This is a genomic window from Paraburkholderia sp. RAU6.4a (assembly GCF_050435625.1).
In the GTDB taxonomy this organism is placed as follows: domain Bacteria; phylum Pseudomonadota; class Gammaproteobacteria; order Burkholderiales; family Burkholderiaceae; genus Paraburkholderia; species Paraburkholderia tuberum.
Map to the genome: position 1 here is coordinate 330,659 of NZ_JBNDKQ010000001.1, position 19,792 is coordinate 350,450.

Genomic DNA, 19,792 nt, shown 5'->3' on the forward strand with positions numbered 1-19,792 from the left:
CGCGTACGACTCGTTAATGCACCGATCGAGAGATTTGAATGCCCATCGAAGACATCGACTACGTTATTTTTCGCGCCCCGGGCCTGGCTGCGGTCCGCGACGTCATGCCACCGCTAGCGCACCCCGCTTCCCTTTGGATCGAATAATGAAACGACAGGTCCTCAAGACTATTCTTTTTGCTTTGCCCAAGGTTCTTGGCCTGACGGCACGCCGCTTTCCCGCTTATCGTGATCGCCTGAAGGAGCGCGATCTCGTGGCCTGGATCGGACTCGCGGACCAAAGCATCGGTCGCGTCATCAGATTAAAGAACGGACGTGTTCGGTCCAGCGCCGGCAGGCATCCGCGGCCCGACGTGAGCATGGTCTTCAAGGACGTCGCCACCGCCCTGAAGTTCCTTTCTCCCAATCCGGACCAAGGCGAAATCATCCACGCTGCCAAGAACTTCAAGGTGGTCACCGAGGGCGAGGACGAACTGCTGGTTTGGCTCATGCAGACCCTGAGCATGATGCGGACCGTCGGCCTGTCGATGGGCACGCCTTTGCGCGACGGCACCCGCCGCTACACCACCTGCACCAACGGCGGGCCTCTGTTCGTCTACGTCAAGGATGGCCGCGTCGTTCGGGTGACGCCCATCGAGCTGGACAGCACGGATGCGCCAAGTTATGTGATCGAGGCGCGCGGCCGCCGTTTCAGCCCGCCACGGCGTGGCCTGGTCGCGCCCCACGCGTTGACGCTCAAGTCGCTGGTCTATTCCGACAAGCGCATCCTTCACCCCATGAAGCGGGTCGACTTCGACCCTGACGGCGAACGCAATCCCCAGAACCGGGGCAAATCCGGCTATGTGCGTATCAGTTGGGACGAGGCCCTGGACATTGTCGCCAGGGAAATCAACCGGCAGAAGCGCGTTCACGGTCCCGGTTCCATCACCTTCCCGATGTCGTCCCATCACCAGTGGGGCAACGTGGGTTACTACCTCAGCGCGCTGACGCGCTTTGCCAACCTGATCGGCTTTACCCGGGTCGCGGCCAATCCGGATAGCTGGGAAGGCTGGTACTGGGGTGCCATGCATCATTTCGGCAACTCGATGCGCGTCGGCGTGCCATCCGGCTATGGTGGCGTCGAGGACTGCCTGAAGGAAGCCGACATGATCGTCTTCTGGTCCTGCGACCCCGAAAGTACCAACGGGGCCTATGCGGGATTCGAGGGGACTCCGCGGCGCCTGTGGGCCAAGGAACTCGGCATTGAGTTCGTTCATATCGACCCGCACTGCAACCCCACCGCGCAGTTGCTGGGCGGGCGCTGGATTCCGGTCCGACCGCAAACCGATGCTGCTCTTGCCACCGCCATCATGTACGTGTGGGCCGTGGAGGGCCTGTACGACGAGGATTACATCGCCACCCGCACGACCGGTTTCGACGAGTGGAGGGCCTATCTTCTGGGCGAATCCGACGGCGTTCCCAAGACGCCCGAGTGGCAGGAGGGCGAAACGGGCGTGCCCGCCAAGGACGTCCGTGCGCTTGCGCGCCGATGGGGGAACAGGAAGGTCCATCTCGCGGTCGGGATGACCGGCGCGGGATTTGGCGGCGCGGGCCGCGGTGCGACCGGAGCGCAATGGGCGCGCTGCATGATCATGATGATGGCGATGCAAGGCTGGGGCAAACCGGGGGTCAATTTCGGCTGCCTTGAAGCCGGGGTGCCCCACGACCTCCATTTCTATTTCCCCGGCTACGCGGACGGCGGCATATCCGGCGACCTGGCGTGGACCGCCAATGCGGTGAACAATTACCAGCGCATGCCGCACATTCTGTCCATGAATCCGGTCAAGCAGATGGTCCCGCGGCAGCAACTGCCCGACGCCATCATCAACGGCCATGCGACGGGCTACCTCTGGGACGGCATGTCCCAGGAAGCCCAGTTCGCGCCGTTCAGCTACCCCATGCCCGGATATTCGCCGATCCACATGATCTACCGCTACGGCGGGTCCGCCTTCAGCACGGTGACGAATTCCGGACGCTGGGCTGAAGCCTACCGGCACCCGAGCATCGAGTTCGTGGTCAACCAGTCGATCTGGATGGAGGGCGAGGCCCAGTTCGCCGACATCATCCTGCCTGCGTGCACCGCGCTGGAGCGCTGGGACATCGGCGAATGGGCGAATTCCGGCGGCTACGCCCATCATGGGTTTAGCACGGTCAATCATCGCGTGATGACGCTGCAGCACAAGTGCATCGAGCCTTTGGGCGAGTCCCGTTCCGACTACGACATCTTCACTGCCATCCTGACCCGGCTGGGCCTTGGCGGGGTGTTCACCGAGGGATGCAGCGAGCTGGACTGGGTCAAGCGGGTCTTCGACTCGTCGGATCTGCCCGATCGCATTTCGTGGCGCGAGTTCTGCCGCAAGGGCTATTTCGTCGTGCCGCCCGAAAAGCCCGACTTGCGCCATCCGGTGGACATGCGCTGGTTCGCGGAGGGACGGCGCAAGGACCTGCAGGAACCCCATCCGCTGCCGTCCCAGTTCGCCGAAAAATTCGGCATGGGCCTGCAGACGCCGAGCGGCAAGCTGGAGTTCGTGCCCGAGTTGCTGAAGCGGCACACTGCGGACAATCCCGAGCGACCACCGCTCAACCGATACATCCCGTCCTGGGAGGGGCTGCGTTCGGACCTGGCCCAGCGTTATCCGCTGCAGTTGATCGCCACTCACAGCCGTTACAGCTTCCATACCCATTGTGATGGCAAGAACTCCTCGGTCAACAGCATCGATGACCATCGCGCGCTGATTGGCGGGCACCGCTTCTGGCTGCTGAGGCTTGGTCCGGCCGACGCGGCTATTCGAGGCATTGCCCATCGCGACCTCGTCAAGGTGTACAACGACCGCGGCGCGGTGATTTGCGCAGCCGACGTCTCGCCGCTGGTTAGCGCGGGAGTGGTCAAGTCGTATGAGGCGAGCGCCGAATTTCAGCTGGTCGAAATAGACGGCGAGTGCGTCGAGATTGGCGGTTGCATGAACATGCTCACCCCTGACCGGCCTCAAACCGCCGGCACGAGCAGCATGAGCCCAAATTCCTGCCTGGTGCAGGTCGAGAAGTGGCAAGGCACCGAAGCGTTCATGCTCGGTCGCGCCGCGTGAGGAATTTCGAATGAGCAAGTGGAACCTGATTATCAAAGTGGGGCGTTGCGAGAACTGCCAGAACTGCGTGATCGCCGCGCGGGACGAGCATGTCGGCAACGACTTCCCCGGTTATGCCGCGCCCGCCGCCGCCAATGCCGACAGCCCGATCCAGATCCTGCGCCGCGTCCAGGGCGACTCGCATATGGTCGAAACCACGTATCTGCCGGTCATGTGCAACCACTGCGACGAAGCGCCTTGCTTGCGGGTGGGCGGCGACGCCATTCGCAAGCGCGCCGACGGCGTCGTCATCATCGATCCGGACAAGGCTCGAGGCCGCAAGGACATCGTGAAGTCCTGCCCGTACAAGGCGATCGTCTGGAACGATGAGCTGCAACTGCCGCAGACCTGGATTTTCGATGCCCATCTACTCGACCAGGGCTGGCCGCAGCCGCGTTGCCAGCAGTCGTGCCCCACCGACGTCTTCGAGACGGTCAAGCTCGATGACGCTGCGATGGCCGAGAAGGCCCAGCGCGAGGGGCTCAAGGTCTTGCGGCCTAACCTGGGCACGAAGCCGCGCGTGTGGTACAGCGACCTCGAGCGCTGGGAAACCTGCTTCATCGGCGGAAGCGTCAGCGCGCGGATGGGAGATGTGGTCGAGTGCGTCACGGATGCGGCGGTCGCCCTGTACCTCGGCAATCAGAAGGTGGCCGAAACCGTCTCGGACGGCTTCGGCGATTTCCGGTTCGGCGGTCTGGCCAAAGGAAGCGGCATGTACCGGGTCGAAATCCGTCATGCCCTCGGCAGCGCCTGGCGCAAATGCGAATTGGGCGAAAGCGTTTACCTTGGGGAGCTCAGCCTCGCACAGTCGATAAACGGTATGGAAGTCGCGTGATCATGGGCACCGCAACGAAGCTGCTTGCATGAGACAGGCGGACCGCTCACGCTTCGGTATGACGGTTCCGATTTCCTCTCACGTGTGCCATATTCCGTTGACTTTATTGACAACAAAATCAGATATGAGTCTAATGTCACATAAACCACGAGACGGCCTGATCGGGCGTCGACGGATCATTGCGAAACCCGTCATCTGACAAGCATGCCGATCTGGCGGCACCGCAGATGTCGGCCTGACCGGTACTTTATGCCATGAAGCGGGAACGCCTGACACGGGCACAGCGCAGAGAGCAGACGCGCGAATGCCTGCTTGAGGCTGCGCGGAAGATGTTCGTTAAAAAGGGATTCGCCGCGACAAGCGTGGAGGACATCGCTGAGGCGGCTGGCTATACGCGCGGCGCGTTCTACTCAAACTTCGGCGGCAAGCCGGATCTGCTGATCAGGTTGTTGCGCCGCGATGACGATAGGGCGCGGACGAATCTCCTGGCGATGGCGGAGAAGGGCGGCACGCCCGATGAAATGAAGGACCGCGCCATCGCGTACTACAGCCAATCTTTTGTTGAACACGATTGCTTTCCACTTTGGGTCGAGGCCCAGTTGCTCGCGTGCCGGGACACCCCGTTTCGGGAGCGCATTAACGCCTTCCGGCAGGAGAAGCTGGAACAGATCAGCGCGTACATCCGCATGCTTTCGGAGCGCAACGGCAGGCCGTTGCCCCGGCAGGCCGAGGCTCTCGCGGTTGGCCTGGTGAGCCTGTGCGAGGGCGTGCAGTTCTTCAGGATGTGCAGTCCGCAAACGGTGAGCGACAAGGTGCTTCAGACAGTGCTTGCCGGATTTTTTTCGTGCGTGTTGTCGCGACAGCCGGAAGAAACAGGCTACGACAATCATCGCCCGGACGTACCCATGGGCGCACCATAGCGACTCATATGACTGAATGGACTGGCACAGCCCAATTCCCGCGGCAGCCCCTTCCGGGTGAACGCGGCATGGCGGCGCCGAGCTGTCGCCAAGGCGACGCAACCGCTCGATAAGTTACCGCGGGCATCAGTCGGAGGCATCGACAGGTGCCACTCCACCCCCGCTCGCCACAACAGCACATTGGCGCACCCCAAGCGCCTTCGGCTGTTGATCGAGACGACCCGAAAGGCACGGCGTCAAGCCTTGCTGTAGCCGGCTAGACGTACCGCTACCTCCATTTTCAGGCAGCGCGCAGCATTTCAATTCCCGACGTGCAAGAAAGAACCAGATGAGTTCGGGGCCAACCCGCCGTTCGCGCTTTTTGCATCTGTCACTCATATCTGACATGCAAACCATATATGATTGCATTGTCAGTAGTGACGAGAAGGCGTACAATCCACGCGTCGATGAAACGTGCGATCCGAAAGTCGTTATGACTGACGGCGCGCGGGTCGTCAACGCTACTCGTGATGGGCGCGGAGGTCTCGATACGTGGGTGAATCAGTGAAGGATATAGTCTCCGGACAGGCGCTCGGATTGCGCCAGATGTTCGCCAAAAGTGCTACGCGTGTGGTCGCTGTCACAGGCGGCTCGAAAGGAGTCGGCCGTACGGCTGCCGTTGTCAACCTGGCGATGGCGCTGACCAGACAGGGTATGGACGTGCTGGTGGTGGACGAATGTCCTGGCGCGCGGTCGGCGAGCACAATGCTTCAAGATATTCACGCCGCAGGCGTGTTCGCTCCCGCGGTACATCGCAACTTGCCGCGCGTGCTGGCCGTTGACCGTGGTCGACGTCAGTTCCACTCGACTGGCACCGGCCATACGGATCACGAAAACTTCGCTGGCCTGCAGTACGACGCGGTGCTCACGAGCCCGCCGAACATCGTGCTGATTGATGCCGCGCTTGTTGGCAACGGCGCGTTTTCACCACTTGCGTTGCAAGCCCACCACGTCATCGTCGTCATGCACCTGTCGGCCGCTGCAGTAGCAGACACTTACGTTTGCATGAAGCGCCTGCGTCTCGCACAGGGCATCGAGGAATTCCGCATCATTGTGAATCTGTTCGATGGTGAAGCGGACACTCACGCGCTGCTGGAAAGTCTCGGAGCCATTGCCCGCGATTATCTGGCTGTCTCGGTTCTCAAGGCAGGCTGCATCTCAATCGATCCGTGTATCGCGCAAGCGGCAGAGCTTTCGCGCTGTGTCGTCGATGCATTTCCTGGGTCCCCGGCGGCGAGCGATTTTGCACGCGTTGCTGCCGATATGCAGTCCTGGTCGAGGCGGCCCGCAGCGTCCTGGCTGCTACCTGCGACAACGCACATGGCGGCACGGGGGCAGCGCACGCATAGGACTTTGGGCCCGGCAGCAGCATACCGGTAAAGCTTCGAAGAACGATCTCCCCGACCCCGGGGGACTTGCCGGGGCCACGGTGTTTTTCGGGTAGGCGCCGTTCATGAAAACGTGACTATGTTCGCAGGGGCAAAGACATCAAAAAGCTCTTTGCCGACGCAATCGGACCGGTAATTATCGACGGAAGAGAACAGCTATGGTGGGCAGCGCTCACGCGAAGCGCAAGCGTTCGAGCTTGCACAGAGGGAGCCAGGTTATGAATCGCGTTGTTGATCCGTGGAGTATGACCGTCAGAAGGCTTGGCGATTGGAGACTTAACGAACGAGCCACTGCGCACGGATCTGCCTTGAACGGTTCCTCTGTTCGACAGTCGATCGCTTCGACCGGTAAGCCAATCATACGGGTACTCGACCAACCGACCGCGCAAACACTGATCGTTTCTTGGTGCGATGCGCGCTCCGGACACTATGGATACCAGACATGGTGCGGAGGCGCCGCGCGGGTGCCAGGCATCTGTGCGCTGACCGGTCGGCTAATCGAAGTCGGAGATGCCATCTACAGGCCGCGCCTCACTGGGCCCACACCGGCTAATGCTCACGCAATGATCTGTGCGAGAAGCGTGAGCCTGATAGAACAGCCGATCTGATGTGAATCGGTTCTCTGGTGTCTTTACGGCAGAATGCTCAGCGCTTTCATGTGCGGCAGTGACACCAGGCGCATCCACGCGCGCGAGGCGTGACCGGACAGTACCCCTGGTCGCGATTGCACGGCATTGGACTATGTTCCACAGCGTGCGGTGCGGTACAGGTCCACGAACAGGACTGATATCCAAAGGATATCTACACAAGTCGTCAGATAGCAGATGGGACGTGAACCATGGAATACATTGAAAGCTTGCGCCTGTTCCGGAGTATCGTCGAAGTCAAACACTTCAGACGTGCCGGGGAAATGATGGATCTCTCGCCATCGGTCGTTTCGCGGGCGATCGCATCGCTGGAAGAGCGCCTGGGCACGCGACTCTTCCATCGCTCGACCCGACAGTTTTCGCTGACGGAAGCCGCGGAGCGCTTTTACGATGGATGTTGTCGCATCCTGGATGACCTCGATTGCCTGGAAGCCAGTGCGGCGGGCCACGGTCGAGTGCCGGCGGGCATGCTGCGACTGGTCGCACATACGACCACCGCATTGACGTGGCTCGCACCGCTGATTGCGTCCTTTAAACGCAAGCATCCGAACGTCACCCTGGATATCACATTGACCGAGCGGCCCGTGGACCTGACGGCCGACGGTTACGATCTGGGTATCGTCCTGCCTTTCATGCTGGCGACGGATCTGGCAGTGACGCGGCTGCTGCAGCGGTTGCCGCTGGTCGTTGTCACAACGGAAGCTTATCTGGGCAGGCGTCCTCGGCCCCGGCATCCGGCTGAGCTGGCCGACCATGTGTTCGTCACGGTCCCTCCTTCGATGCACAAACCCTGCGTCACCTTTCGAATGGATCAGGAAAACATCGCGGTCCCGATCAGCTACGAAATTGCGTCGAACAATCCCATATTCAATCGCGACATCGTACTCGAAGGATCCGGTATTGGTCTGCTTCCAATCGCCCTTGTTGAGCAGGACATAAAGGCCGGACGGCTCGTTCGTCTGCTGGAAGACTTCGAGATCGCCGATACTTTGGCCGAGGTCCGCCTGGCATACATCGGACGCGCACTGTTGCCCGCGAAAGTCAGGGCGTTTATCGACCATACCGCGGAGTTCTTCGAGCAGGGCATGGGACCTTCCACTGCTGGTTAGGTGGCGCACGCGGGTGAGTCCGCGGCTTGCGACGCAGCACACACGCGGCGCGCACGAGCTCATCCGAGACGTTGGCGCGCTGCGCGATCGCGGCGAGCTTCTCATCGAGCACGCCGGCGAACGCGAGCAGGTCATCGCGCTGGTTCTGCAGCGCGATGCGCACCGGGCGGATGCGGCGCGCATCCAGCGCTTCGCGCACGCCCAATTCCTCGACGATGCAAGCTTCTCTGCAACCAGGCAACGGAATGAGAGCAGTTGTGCCGGGTTCAGTCGCTTCGCTTAAGGAGATTCATGAGATGGACCAGGTTACCCAGCTGACACGCAATCACGAGATCGCATTGAAAATCCTGCGCCTGTTGCACAATCGCCTGGAAGAGGCCCGGCAACGGTTCGGGCAGAGGACGAGCGACGCAATCAAGGGGGGCGACGGCACGTCCGAGCTCACCATTCCCAACCTGGCGCAGTTCACACCATGGGGTGCCTGGCACTATACGGCCGATTTCGCGCAGCGCTCCGTCCTGTTCTGGGATGCCTTGCGTCAACGCGGCAACGAGTTCATCGAGCGCAACAAGGCCGGGATCAAGCCGGCGTTGCATTTCGACTATGACACAGTGCTCGACGCGAGGCACTTTGAGCGGCCCGTCAACTACGCTCTGCTGTCGATACGGCCGCCGGAGGGTGTCGTGGTCGACGTGAAGAAGCGCCCGTATCTGATCATCGATCCGCGCGCCGGGCACGGTCCCGGCATCGGGGGCTTCAAGGACGATTCGCAGGTCGGCGTTGCCCTGCGCGCCGGTCATCCCGTCTACTTCGTCGTGTTCTCCCAGGAGCCAGAGCCCGGCCAGACCCTGCTCGACGTGTGCGCGGCCGAGCAGCAGTTCGTACGGAAGGTGCGCGAACTGCATTCAGACAGCCCAAAGCCCGCGATCGTCGGAAATTGCCAGGGCGGCTGGGCCGCGATGATGCTTGCCAGTTCGTCGCCGGAAGACACCGGTCCCATCCTGGTCAACGGCGCGCCCATGTCTTACTGGAGCGGGGCGTGGAGCGAGAGCGAGGTGCCCAATCCAATGCGTTATGCCGGAGGCATTCTGGGCGGCACGTGGCTCTCGTCCCTGGCGGCCGATCTTGGCAACGGCAAGTTCGACGGCGCGCATCTCGTGAACAACTTCGAGTATTTGAACCCCGCCAACACGTTCTGGGACAAGTACTACAACGTGTTCGCCAACATCGATACGGAACCGGCGCGCTTTATCGAGTTCGAGCGGTGGTGGGGCAGCTACTACCTGATGAACCGGGAAGAGATCGAGTGGATCACCCGTAACCTCTTCATCGGCAACAAGCTGTGGTCCGGCGAAGTGTCGGGCCCGTCGGGCAAATCCTTCGATCTGCGCGCCATCCGCTCGCCCATCATCCTTTTCGCATCGATGGGCGACAACATCACGCCGCCGCAACAGGCGTTCAACTGGGTCGCTGACATATACAGCAGCACCGAGGAGATCAAGGCGCGCGGCCAGGTCATCGTCGCCCTGATGCACGAGGACGTCGGCCATCTCGGCATCTTTGTTTCCGGCAAGGTGGCGAAGAAGGAATACACGCAAATCTTCAACGTGCTGGAGACAATCGAGACGCTCGCGCCGGGCCTCTACGGCATGTCGATCAAGGAGGGAAAGGGCACAGACGGCAAAACGGAATACGAGGTCTCGCTCACCGAACACCGGCTTGAAGAAGCCGTCGAGCATTTCAACGAGTTGCGGCGCGAGGACGAAAAGCCGTTCAAGGCCGTGGCGGTGGTGTCGGAGTTCAACCAGCGAGCCTACGAGCTGTTCGTTCAACCCTTTGTGCAGCATGCGTCGAACGAGATGACCGCGCGGTTGCTGCGCGATTTTCATCCGTTGCGTCTGCAGCGCTGGGCATTCTCGGACCTGAATCCGTGGGTGGCCGCGCTGCGTCCGATGGCCGATGCTGTCAGAGCCAGCCGGCAGCCCTCGAGCGACCTCGAACCGTGGCGCAAGGTAGAGCAGCGCGGCTCAGAACTGATCAGCGCCTCGCTCGATCAGCTCCGGGCGGTAAGAGACGCCAGCATCGAAGCACTGTTCTTCTCCATCTACGCGAATCTGTTCGCAATGTACGACCCGGACCGCCTCGGCGAGCATGGGGCCGGCACGTCCGCCGCCGCCGATCCTCGCAGCCTGCCGTTCGTCCAGGCGGCGCTCGCCTCGCTGAGGCAGGGCGGCTACAACGAGGCGGTCGCGCGCACCGCGTTCCTGCTCGCGCCAAAGGGCGAGCCGCTGCCGCTATCGCGCATCGAGACAGTCAAGCAACTGGTCGATGAATATGCCGACGACCTGCCGCATTTGCCTCCTGCCGACTGGCGGCGCATTCGCGGGGAGCAGGAACTCATCGCGACTTTTGAGCCGCAACAGGCTATCCAGACGTTGCCCGATCTGCTCGCCAGCCCGGAAGACCGAAACCGGCTCCTGACCTTGCTCGACAAGCTGCTGGCCGACCGGCGGGTGCTGCGCATCCCGCCGACACCCGCGCAGGAAGAGGCGCTGCGCGCCATCCGGTCAGTGCTCGGCGCGACAACCGCGCTCGAGTCGCAGCCCCAAAAGGCCCACGCACCGCGCGTTCGGGCCACGGCATCGTGAGTGCCGCCAACCCGTCAGTGAGGGAACCCGCCATGGAATCCAGACACGTCAGGTACCACGAGGCAGATCCCTTTCGCGTTCAGGCAGCGCCGCCCCAAAGCTACCATCGCGAGTTTCCGAAAACCGTCATTCCCGTCACGACGGCGGACGCGCCGGGCGCCTGGCGAGGGCAACCTCGATGTCGAGTCGAAGTCAGCATGCAAGTGCCTTCACGACCTCGAACAACTGACCGCGGCCGCCTTGCTTCGTCAGTCGCGGCGGCCGATTGAACTGGCGTCAATCAGAAGGCCTTGGTCGAAAATCGTGGACCTCGATCGCGACGAGAGTCGGAGCTGGCAATGGAGCATTGCCAACCGGCAGCGGCTTTACCGTCCTGCGAGTCGGTACCAGGAATCCATCGAATTCGCGAAAGTCCTCGCAGATGTGAGCGGCTCGCGCCCAGCGTCCGATAACCATGGCGGTGTAATCGATCCTGCAAAGGCGATGTTGCCTATCGAAATAGAAATCCTGGACCCGGCTGTGCGTTGGAATGTCGCTGGGAAAGGTCGCCCGGATTCTTGGCCATATCCCGGCCGAAGTCGCCAGTGGCGGAAGTTCTTTGAACGTAAAGCCGCCGCGCAAGAATAAGAAAGGTGCTGTCAGATAGTTCCAGAACGCGTAGGCGCCGAAATAGACAAAGTCGAGGTCGTCCCAGTAGATTTGCCGTCGCCAGCCACGAAATGCTGTTCGCGGTCCGTCGCGGCGAGCCAGGATAGCCCCGTCTCGCCCGACGACGCGAACAAGTGCTTCTCCTTGAAGTTCACTCGTTTCGCCAACCTGCGGAAAATCGTTGAAAGCGAAACGAGGCTCGTGTGTCGACGCGCGAACCTGCACCTGTCGCAGTATTGGCCGTCGCTTTGCGGTGAACAGAAGGCCGCAGGCGGAAACCGTCGCCTCGATCTCCGCCAGTTCGGCCCATCGCGCTGCACCGCCGTGCGCCTCAATCGCTGCTCGGATCGAATCCGGCAATGCGTTGCTCTGTTCCATGTCGATGCTCCTCCATTACCGCGTTGCCTGCGCGCCTACCGGTGAGTCCAGGAAACGATGGTTTGATAGATGCCAATTAGTCGGGAGCCCGATATCGCGGGAAGCCTTGTAAAAAGCATCCAAGATCAGCTTCCATCTTTCAACGTCCCGCTATACCGAACGTTTCTCGCACAAACTGGATAGCGCACGCCGATGTTCAAGCGGCCGCCATCGCACATCAGCGGGCCAAGCGCTGACCGTGCACCCACCTTTCATATTTGCCGTATCGATCATGTATGATATTATAATCATGTATGATTCATTAAGCTTGCTCTCCTATCGCAGTGCGGCTCCCTCATTTCATGCCCGGCCGCGACCGAATGCAACACCGCTTACATAGGTATCGCGTGCATGAGCCAGATCTCTCAAATGCATACTCTTCGCCGCGCTTGCGCCGCGCGACAGATAGTTGCAGTCATTTTTCACCTTATCGCGCTGACGATGTTCGGCCTGATTCCGGTTGCCTCCAACGCAGCGACACTGCCGCCCCTTAGCATAGATGCTCCTGCTGATTTTTCGCCATCCATGGGCGCGGGCCTCCGAGGCATTACAAAGGCTCGGCGCGCTTCAGGAAAAACAGGACCAGATCCGGCAGCGTGCTTCGACGGCAACAAGCGACGCGCAGCTGTCCGGGCTGGACGCATTGAGCCGGCGCGTTGCCGAAGACGTCGACAGGCTGATAACCACGTCGCTGGAGCCCGATCGCGCGAAAACGCATGCCCAGCTCGACGTACTCGGAACAGCACCCGCTTCCGAATCCGCCGCGGAAACTCCCGCGGTCGCCGAACAGCGCAGCGTTCTCGCTGCTCAGCAATTGCAACTCGATGCCGAACTCAAGCAGGCGGCAACGATCAAGGAGAACCTTGCCAACCTGAGCGCCCAGATCACGCGACTGCTGCAAAACCATCTGAAAGATCAACTGGCCCTTCGTTCCGACAGCATAGTCAGCGCCGCGTTCTGGGCGTCGGCGCTCCACCCGGACACGGCTGACTATCAACGTCTGCGAGACTTCAAGGCGCAGATCGACAGGCAGATTCAAACGACATGGCAACCGGGGCAGCGGGTTGCAACCGCCCTGCTTGTGCTGCTCGCCCTGGCCGTTGCAACGATTGGAACGCGGCTTCTTGACAGAGCATCAGAACGGTTCTGCCTACGCCGCCTTCCGGAAGGCCGGATACGGCGCAGCGCGATGGCGATCTCGACCGTGTTCGCGTCTTTGGTGACCACCATATGTGCCGTTGATCTGCTCTACTTCGCGTTGACCCGTCAGCAGGCGCTGCCTCCTGCGCTGCAAGGCTTCGCCAGCGAAATCATCAAACATGTTGTGACCTGCGCGCTGGTCGCTGCTCTCGGCCGGGCATTGCTTTGCACACGACATCCGTCATGGCGGTTGCCGGCCATCGCGGATCCCATCGCTCGCGCGCTACGCCCTTTTCCACGGACACTGGCCGCACTGCTGCTGTTTTCAGGAGCCATCGAGCAGATCAACCGGGCTGTCGATACCAGCGTGCAACTTACGCTCTTTACTCGCGGCGTGGTGGCGTTGGTGGTCGCTCTGACCATCGGGATGTCGCTTTTACGCGCAAACCGGGTACTCACTGCGCTCGCCGCTGCCGGAGAATCGCCTGAGGCGCGTTCTACCCTCGCTGGCATTATTCATGCCGCCGTCAGCCTTGCCGTCGGAGCTTCTCTGATTGCGTTGCTCTGTGGTTATGTTTCGTTCGCGCGGTTCCTGACTTACGAACTGGTCTGGTTCGATCTCGTACTGAGCAGCGTTTATCTGCTGACGAAGCTCGCTCATGATGTTTGCGAAACCGTATTTTCGCCATGCCACGCCAGCGGCAAAACAATCAGGCATCTATTCGGGCTGCAAGATGTTCATCTCGAGCAGGTGGCAACGGTACTCTCCGCCATTCTTCGCAGCGCATTGATGCTCGCCGCAGTCATCGCACTGCTAACGGGCGGCCTCGGGACAACGCCCCGAGATCTGGTCGATAGCATTCTCGACGTACTCGGTGGCGAGCGATTACATGCGCTCAATATCGTTCCCGCCCATATCTTCAGCGCTATCTTTACCTGTGCAGTGTGCCTGTATCTGGCTGGGCTCATGCGCAAATGGCTGGACGCCGAGTTTCTGCCCAAGACGCAAATGAGTTCGGGTATGCGCGCGTCGCTGGTGACGGTCTTCGCCAACGTCTGCTATGTCCTCGTCGCGCTGCAAACCTTGTCCGTACTCGGCGTGAAATGGCATAACCTGGCGTGGATCGTCAGCGCATTGTCGGTAGGTATCGGCTTTGGTCTGCAGGAAATCGTTAAAAACTTCATTTCCGGGCTGATATTGCTTGCTGAACGGCCGGTCAAAGTAGGCGACATGATCAGTATCACCGGCATTGAAGGCGATATCCGGCGCATCAGTGTACGTGCGACCGAAATACAGCTCGCAGACAGATCAACGGTGATCGTTCCGAATTCGCACCTGATTTCTCAGAATGTGCGCAACGTGACAATGGGAAACAAAACGCAGGGAGTTGTCACACTCGCCCTTACTTTTGCGCTGGACGTCGATCCGGAGCAGGTGCGCGATGTTCTTCTGCAAGCTTACGTGGATCACCCATCGGTTCTCGATCGTCCCGCGCCATCGGTGATCTTTAGCCAGTTGACGCCTGACGGTATGACATTGACTGTTACCGGCTATGTCGGTAGCCCGAGAATCGCCGGGGATACCAGAAGCGATCTGCTATTTGCAATCCTGAAGCGACTACGTGCTGCAGAAATACCGCTGTCGATCTCTCGAACCGTCGTGGTCCGAAGTACGAGCGATATCATCTCGAACCAGGAACCCACCGATCGCAATTCCGGTCCGGTAGAGCTCCGTGTCCTGTCTGCAATCAGCGAGAATAGATAGTCGTCGAACCGATTTCTCGCGGTCGTGGGACTAGTAAAAGCCGTTATTGGTGGCGTGCTGGCCCTCGTTACACCGGTGATCGCAGCTCTACGCTATCGCCCACGCGGAACCGCTTTCCGCCGGGCGAATCCAGCGAAACGCGTTCCTTGGTGTAGGTTCCGTTCGCTTGCAGGCATTCCGAGTAACTGATAACTGTCATCCAGTCATAGACTTTTCCGTCCTGGGTCAGTGCAGCGATGCGCTCTGCCATGCCACGCGGCGCACGAGCAGTCTGCTGCAGTACACCGTAATAACGGCATTTGCTGTCCGCTGACCGTAGCGCGACGAAGCCGCCGACCTGATTCGTACCTGCGACGTTTTCAACCGTTGCGTTCATCGAGGAATCGCCGGCTGCATGCGAACTCGCTGCGAATGAAATCAGCAGCGCGGCAAACCACTTTTGCATTAAAGACTCCGATGGGTTAAAGGAAGAATAGCGGCTGCTTTTGCGCCGACGGCATCGGTGGCGCGACCGGGAGCGTGAGTGTCGATTGCTGCCGGACCTATACCAATCAGTGCATCAGTGTAAATAACGGAGCCGGTATCCACCGCAAAACCGAGCACATGCTGTGTCAGATGTGGGTTGCAGTATAACGACAGCGCGTCGTTATTCGACGCGCGCAATTGTGAGTTGCCATTTCATGAACATGGAGGTTGGGTGGCTCGCGAATCGTTGACCTGCCCTGTCGTTTCGCGACCGCTGCGCGCGGATAGATGCCTCTCGACGTTGCAAGCACGGAAACAATGTATTGAAGAGAGCTATTTCTAATTAAACGATAAGAAGATGACGGACCTCAACGGAACGGGCACACGGGCTTCAAGGACCTTGCCTGGTCGTTGTTTCGCTAACCCGGCGCCTGTTGTTCCTGGCGCCCGAGACTGGAAGCTTCATCATGGCTAAAGCGTTCATGCCCGTTCTCACTGTCGTGTCAGTCATCGCTCTCCCCACGGGCACCTCTGCTCAGGGCAACGGTCCTCTGACGCGTGAGCTAGTGCACGAAGAAGTCATCCGACTGCAGCTAGCGGGCTCTGACCATCCCAACGGTGACGCACACTATCCGGCGAACATCCACGCGGCTCTGGCGAGCGTGGCGGCTCAACAGCAGGCGTTCAGTGGGCACGGTGGCGTGAAATTGGGCTCCGCAGTTTCGGGGGTACCGGCAATGGCTCAGTTGGCCTCGTATCGTTCTATCTACAACGAAAGTTGATTGGACATCACGGCGGGGCAAGCCGCAGCCTTGTCTGGCTTTCCATGGCGACGTCGGCGTACCCCCTCCGGACGCGAGGTTCAGCGCAAGGCGTAGATCTCGGGAATCTGCATTCGGGGTCGGCCGGCCCCGGAATCACCAGGTTCGGCCACGCGGGATTCACTTCAACCAGCACCAACGAGATCCCTTTTTTGTCGCGCAGCGGAATTCGCCCGGTTGAACCCGTTCGGTTTTTTGCGCCATGGCCTTACCGTTTTGCGCCGGGTCGCGGCAGGCCCGCTTCATCGAATAGGAGAAAGTTTGTGAGATCCAGGATAGTTTTGCTTGCGCTGATCGCGACTACGGCCGTATGCCTGAATAGCACCGCGCAAGCGCATGTGAGAGTCGGTGTCCTTGTGGGCATCCCGCCCCCCATAATCATGGCGCCCCCCGCCGTCGTCTACGCTGCGCCCGCCCCACTCGTCGTCCAGTCGGTCCAGCCAAACCCGACCACCGTCTACGTCGAAAAAACGCAGACGAGTCCGCCGTCGGGTACCTGGTGGTATTGCCCGGTGACAAAAAAGTATTACCCGTACGTGAAGGGGTGTTCGAGCGGCTGGGTGGAAGTGCCGGTGAGGCCAACCGGGCCGAAATGACATGAGCAAAATGAATTCTCTTTCTCTGGCAATGCGAACGAAACGGGGCGTATCCGCGCTAGTCACCGCCGCGGTCAGCCTGAGCTGCATCATCGCGCTCGACGGCTGTGCAAGCATGCCGATGGGTCCCACAGTGATGGCCCTGCCCGGCACCGGCAAGTCCTTCGATCAATTCCGCGCCGACGACGCGACATGCCAGCAATTTGCTTCCCAGCAGACCGGCGGCGTGAGCACCCAACAGGCCACAGCGACGGGCGCCCTGGGCGGTATGGCCGTCGGTACCGCGCTCGGCGCGGCGGCCGGTGCGGCGTTCAACGGCCGCCGCGGCGCAGCGGTCGGCGCAGGCGCAGGTCTGCTCGGCGGCAGCATGATCGGCGCCGGCATGGCGCAAAGCTCGGCCGCCAGCCTTCAACACCGCTACGACCAGGCGTACGTTCAGTGCATGTATGGCAATGGCCACCGGGTGCCTGTGCCGCGCAGCGCCGCCGATGCGTACCGGACGCACGACGAAGCGACGCCTCCGCCGCCGGCCTACGATACGGCGCCTCCGCCAGGTTACTGAACCAGGCACGCCGACCACGCTCGCGTTGTCGACGGGGAGCGAGCGCTTGAGCGCTTACTCCCGTCAGCTGGCCTGTGGAAAAGCCGACAGTTGTTCTCTCATCCTGTACGACGACTCTTGCAGTACGAGCTTTCCGCTCAACCAGAGTCGGTCTGACACGGCAGAAGGGCAGGGCCGTCGTTCACGCCGCGGTCGCCTGTTGTGGTTTGAGACAAACGGCATGAGGGCACGCATTACGCGGCATGGTGTGGGCGTCTGGCCGGGCTGCTTCTCGGTGTATTGGGCGATATCGCGTTGCAGGGGATTTGAGAGAAGAGGTATAGAGGGTCGGCCGGGATTCGTTAATATCTGAAGCTTAAGATATTCACGAGCCGAGCTTTGAGCAGGGCGCTACCTGCCTTCCCGTCAGACGGATTCCGCGGTCGTCCCCGATTGCGGTTCCGCGATGGGCGGCCGTCACTTGCCGCGCCTCCACCGCCCACGTAATGACAGTTCAATCGCGCCAATACCGACGCCAACCGTATTGGACGTTCAATGCGGTTGATACACTTTGAAAATTCCTCCACCGGGCTGCTCGCATCGTCAGCGGAAGCGTCATAGCCAGGCGCTTGCATGCCCGCGCCGCAACGCTCTGGCGCGGGCAGGACCGGGAACACTGGTTGCGGCTTGATCACGATGGCCGCGGTTAGCCACGGTCACCCGCAATCTCACATAGGAGAGCGTCATGACTTTGGACAAGAATTCGAATCGTCAGCCGTCGAATCCGGCGCAGCCCGGCCGCGACAGCGGACAGCAGCAACAGAACCAGACTCCTCCGACGCATCAAGGCGGCCAGCGGCAGCCCTGAGCGCGATGAGTGACGGCGTGACCAGGCGTCGTCGCTCGAAAAACCGGAACCCCGACGTAATAGCGCCCGCTAATGGCGGATCGTGACTACGAAGGCGAAGTGGAAAAACTACACATCTATCTGTTCGGCGCGCACGATGCGGTTCGGCACGAGCAGGCGCTGATCCGGCTCGACAAGGCCGGCTACATGGTCACGCTCGCGCGGGTCGTGGTCGAAGATCTGCCGACCTATGCGCAGGCGCGCGACCGCTGCGAGCTGCAGAGTCTGATCCGACGAATCGCGCCGCGCGACACGCTCGTCGTGCTCGAGCTGGCCGCGCTCGGCTGCAACGCGCGCGACATCCTCGCCACCGTGATGCAGTGCCGGAAGGCCGGCGTGGCGCTGCGTTGCGTCGAAGTCGGCCATACCGATCTGGCCGGGCGCCCCGAGCCCTCGGCGGTGAAGGCATTGCGCGCGCTGGTGCGGCTCGACGCCGCGTGCCGCAGCCTGCGCAGCCGCGACAGTCTCGCGGCCGTTCGCGCGAGCGGCAAGCACACGGGCAGGCCGCCGTCGCTTTCCGAGCAGCAGCGTCAACGCGTGCTGCAATCGCTCGGCAGAGGACAGTCGGTCAGCGAGGTCGCGCGGCGCTTCGGCACGTCGCGTCAGACCGTGATGCGCATTCGCGCGGACACGCCAGCCGTGTAGAAATTGCGTGCCGCCGTGATCGCGTGAAGAACGGCGCCGCGACGTCGGCAGCGCTGCGCCGCTGGCTCAATGAAGGCGAGCGGACGTGGCTCCGGCGCCGTCCATGCCCGCAGGCGGCGGCGTGTGCTGACTCGCCTCGATGCGCGCGCGGAAATAACGCGCGGTGCGCGGCAGCCCTTCGTCAAGCGACGTGCCCGGCTGCCAGCCGAGCAGTTTTGTCGCCAACGAGATGTCCGGCTGTCGATGCCATGGATCGTCGGCCGGCAGCGGCCGTGATTCGAGCGGCGACGCGGAGCCGGTCACCGCGACGATGCGCTGCGCGATCTCGCGCATCGACACTTCGTGCGGATTGCCGAGGTTGACCGGGCCGCCTGGATCGTCGGCGCTGTTCATCAGCAGGATGAAGGCGTCGATCATGTCGTCGACATAGCAGAACGAACGCGTCTGCGAGCCGTCGCCATAGACGGTCAGCGGCTCGCCGCGCAACGCCTGCATCATGAAGTTCGACACCACCCGGCCATCGGCCGGATGCATGCGCGGGCCGTAGGTGTTGAAGATGCGCGCGATGCGGATCGACAGACCATGCTGGCGGTGATAGTCCATGAACAGCGTTTCCGCGCAGCGCTTGCCTTCGTCGTAGCACGAGCGCGGACCGATGGGATTCACGTGGCCCCAGTAGTCTTCTTTCTGCGGATGGACGAGCGCGTCGCCATACACCTCGCTCGTCGACGCCTGGAAAATCCGCGCTTTCACGCGTTTGGCGAGCCCGAGCATATTGATCGCGCCGTGCACGCTGGTCTTCGTAGTCTGCACCGGATCGTGCTGGTAGTGGATTGGTGACGCGGGGCACGCGAGGTTATAAATTTCATCGACTTCCACATACAACGGGAACGTTACGTCGTGACGCATCAGTTCGAAGTTCGCGCAGTCGAGTAGATGCGCGATGTTGTCCTTCGTACCGGTATAGAAGTTGTCGACGCATAGCACGTCGTGTCCCTGCGCGACGAGCCGTTCGCACAGGTGCGAGCCGAGAAAGCCGGCGCCGCCGGTGATCAGAATGCGCTTGCGGGTAAGTTCTTTCATGGTGCGTGATCCTGT

The 19,792-nt window shown here is 61.2% G+C and carries 16 protein-coding genes; 13 read left to right on the top strand and 3 right to left on the bottom strand.

The window, feature by feature from the left end; all coding sequences use genetic code 11:
• The first annotated feature begins 145 nt into the window (after positions 1-145).
• From OKW40_RS01475 to OKW40_RS01510, 8 genes are all read left to right on the top strand, one after another.
• Positions 146-3,124 (top strand): molybdopterin-dependent oxidoreductase, encoded by a 2,979-nt coding sequence (locus tag OKW40_RS01475; RefSeq protein ID WP_429487817.1) that lies wholly within the window; start codon positions 146-148, stop codon positions 3,122-3,124.
• A gap of 10 nt (positions 3,125-3,134) precedes the next feature.
• On the top strand, positions 3,135-3,998 hold the full coding sequence (locus OKW40_RS01480) for a 4Fe-4S dicluster domain-containing protein (RefSeq protein ID WP_429487819.1): 864 nt from the start codon (positions 3,135-3,137) through the stop codon (positions 3,996-3,998).
• A 254-nt stretch (positions 3,999-4,252) separates the two neighbouring features.
• On the top strand, positions 4,253-4,918 hold the full coding sequence (locus tag OKW40_RS01485) for a TetR/AcrR family transcriptional regulator (RefSeq protein WP_429487821.1): 666 nt from the start codon (positions 4,253-4,255) through the stop codon (positions 4,916-4,918).
• 531 nt (positions 4,919-5,449) lie between these two features.
• Positions 5,450-6,337, top strand: coding sequence for a MinD/ParA family protein (locus tag OKW40_RS01490; protein WP_429487823.1), 888 nt, complete (start codon positions 5,450-5,452; stop codon positions 6,335-6,337).
• 253 nt (positions 6,338-6,590) lie between these two features.
• On the top strand, positions 6,591-6,953 hold the full coding sequence (locus OKW40_RS01495; RefSeq protein WP_429488461.1) for a DUF3331 domain-containing protein: 363 nt from the start codon (positions 6,591-6,593) through the stop codon (positions 6,951-6,953).
• 230 nt (positions 6,954-7,183) lie between these two features.
• A complete protein-coding gene (locus OKW40_RS01500; RefSeq protein WP_429487825.1) occupies positions 7,184-8,101 on the top strand; it encodes a LysR family transcriptional regulator in 918 nt (305 codons plus the stop codon).
• A gap of 13 nt (positions 8,102-8,114) precedes the next feature.
• Complete coding sequence (locus tag OKW40_RS01505) at positions 8,115-8,384, top strand: hypothetical protein (protein ID WP_429488496.1); 270 nt, start codon at positions 8,115-8,117, stop codon at positions 8,382-8,384.
• 13 nt (positions 8,385-8,397) lie between these two features.
• The gene (locus OKW40_RS01510; RefSeq protein ID WP_429488463.1) at positions 8,398-10,749 is read left to right on the top strand and encodes a DUF3141 domain-containing protein; all 2,352 of its coding nucleotides are present in this window, start codon (positions 8,398-8,400) and stop codon (positions 10,747-10,749) included.
• A gap of 276 nt (positions 10,750-11,025) precedes the next feature.
• On the opposite strand, the gene OKW40_RS01515 is transcribed toward OKW40_RS01510, so the two are convergent.
• Positions 11,026-11,775 carry a hypothetical protein gene (locus OKW40_RS01515; protein ID WP_429487827.1) on the bottom strand — a complete coding sequence of 250 codons (750 nt, stop codon included), beginning with the start codon at positions 11,773-11,775 and terminating at the stop codon, positions 11,026-11,028.
• A 538-nt stretch (positions 11,776-12,313) separates the two neighbouring features.
• Here OKW40_RS01515 and OKW40_RS01520 point away from each other — a divergent pair.
• Complete coding sequence (locus OKW40_RS01520; RefSeq protein WP_429487829.1) at positions 12,314-14,719, top strand: DUF3772 domain-containing protein; 2,406 nt, start codon at positions 12,314-12,316, stop codon at positions 14,717-14,719.
• 67 nt (positions 14,720-14,786) lie between these two features.
• Here the strand turns inward: OKW40_RS01520 and OKW40_RS01525 are convergent, their stop codons facing one another.
• On the bottom strand, positions 14,787-15,164 hold the full coding sequence (locus OKW40_RS01525; protein WP_429402189.1) for a hypothetical protein: 378 nt from the start codon (positions 15,162-15,164) through the stop codon (positions 14,787-14,789).
• A gap of 502 nt (positions 15,165-15,666) precedes the next feature.
• On the opposite strand from OKW40_RS01525, the gene OKW40_RS01530 reads away from it, so the two are divergent.
• The 4 genes from OKW40_RS01530 (at position 15,667) to OKW40_RS01545 (ending at position 18,694) form a co-directional block, all read left to right on the top strand.
• Positions 15,667-15,966 carry a DUF4148 domain-containing protein gene (locus OKW40_RS01530; RefSeq protein WP_409340123.1) on the top strand — a complete coding sequence of 100 codons (300 nt, stop codon included), beginning with the start codon at positions 15,667-15,669 and terminating at the stop codon, positions 15,964-15,966.
• 636 nt (positions 15,967-16,602) lie between these two features.
• Positions 16,603-17,163, top strand: coding sequence for a YMGG-like glycine zipper-containing protein (locus OKW40_RS01535; protein WP_260321080.1), 561 nt, complete (start codon positions 16,603-16,605; stop codon positions 17,161-17,163).
• Between the two features lie 724 nt (positions 17,164-17,887).
• Positions 17,888-18,010, top strand: a complete 123-nt coding sequence (locus OKW40_RS01540; protein ID WP_429447276.1) for a hypothetical protein — start codon at positions 17,888-17,890, stop codon at positions 18,008-18,010.
• Positions 18,011-18,082: 72 nt separating this feature from the next.
• Complete coding sequence (locus tag OKW40_RS01545) at positions 18,083-18,694, top strand: helix-turn-helix domain-containing protein (RefSeq protein ID WP_187613648.1); 612 nt, start codon at positions 18,083-18,085, stop codon at positions 18,692-18,694.
• A 66-nt stretch (positions 18,695-18,760) separates the two neighbouring features.
• Here OKW40_RS01545 and OKW40_RS01550 read toward each other — a convergent pair whose 3' ends face one another.
• Positions 18,761-19,777, bottom strand: coding sequence for a UDP-glucuronic acid decarboxylase family protein (locus OKW40_RS01550; protein WP_429487831.1), 1,017 nt, complete (start codon positions 19,775-19,777; stop codon positions 18,761-18,763).
• Positions 19,778-19,792 lie beyond the last annotated feature (15 nt).

Bases quoted from the DNA above. Each gene is read 5' to 3' on its own strand.
- OKW40_RS01475 (WP_429487817.1), top strand. From the start codon at position 146: ATGAAACGACAGGTCCTCAAGACTATTCTTTTTGCTTTGCCCAAGGTT.
- OKW40_RS01535 (WP_260321080.1), top strand. From the start codon at position 16,603: ATGAGCAAAATGAATTCTCTTTCTCTGGCAATGCGAACGAAACGGGGC.
- OKW40_RS01525 (WP_429402189.1), bottom strand. From the start codon at position 15,164: ATGCAAAAGTGGTTTGCCGCGCTGCTGATTTCATTCGCAGCGAGTTCG.
- OKW40_RS01485 (WP_429487821.1), top strand. From the start codon at position 4,253: ATGAAGCGGGAACGCCTGACACGGGCACAGCGCAGAGAGCAGACGCGC.
- OKW40_RS01515 (WP_429487827.1), bottom strand. From the start codon at position 11,775: ATGGAACAGAGCAACGCATTGCCGGATTCGATCCGAGCAGCGATTGAG.
- OKW40_RS01510 (WP_429488463.1), top strand. From the start codon at position 8,398: ATGGACCAGGTTACCCAGCTGACACGCAATCACGAGATCGCATTGAAA.
- OKW40_RS01530 (WP_409340123.1), top strand. From the start codon at position 15,667: ATGCCCGTTCTCACTGTCGTGTCAGTCATCGCTCTCCCCACGGGCACC.
- OKW40_RS01520 (WP_429487829.1), top strand. From the start codon at position 12,314: ATGCTCCTGCTGATTTTTCGCCATCCATGGGCGCGGGCCTCCGAGGCA.
- OKW40_RS01545 (WP_187613648.1), top strand. From the start codon at position 18,083: ATGGCGGATCGTGACTACGAAGGCGAAGTGGAAAAACTACACATCTAT.
- OKW40_RS01480 (WP_429487819.1), top strand. From the start codon at position 3,135: ATGAGCAAGTGGAACCTGATTATCAAAGTGGGGCGTTGCGAGAACTGC.
- OKW40_RS01500 (WP_429487825.1), top strand. From the start codon at position 7,184: ATGGAATACATTGAAAGCTTGCGCCTGTTCCGGAGTATCGTCGAAGTC.
- OKW40_RS01550 (WP_429487831.1), bottom strand. From the start codon at position 19,777: ATGAAAGAACTTACCCGCAAGCGCATTCTGATCACCGGCGGCGCCGGC.
- OKW40_RS01495 (WP_429488461.1), top strand. From the start codon at position 6,591: ATGACCGTCAGAAGGCTTGGCGATTGGAGACTTAACGAACGAGCCACT.
- OKW40_RS01540 (WP_429447276.1), top strand. From the start codon at position 17,888: ATGACTTTGGACAAGAATTCGAATCGTCAGCCGTCGAATCCGGCGCAG.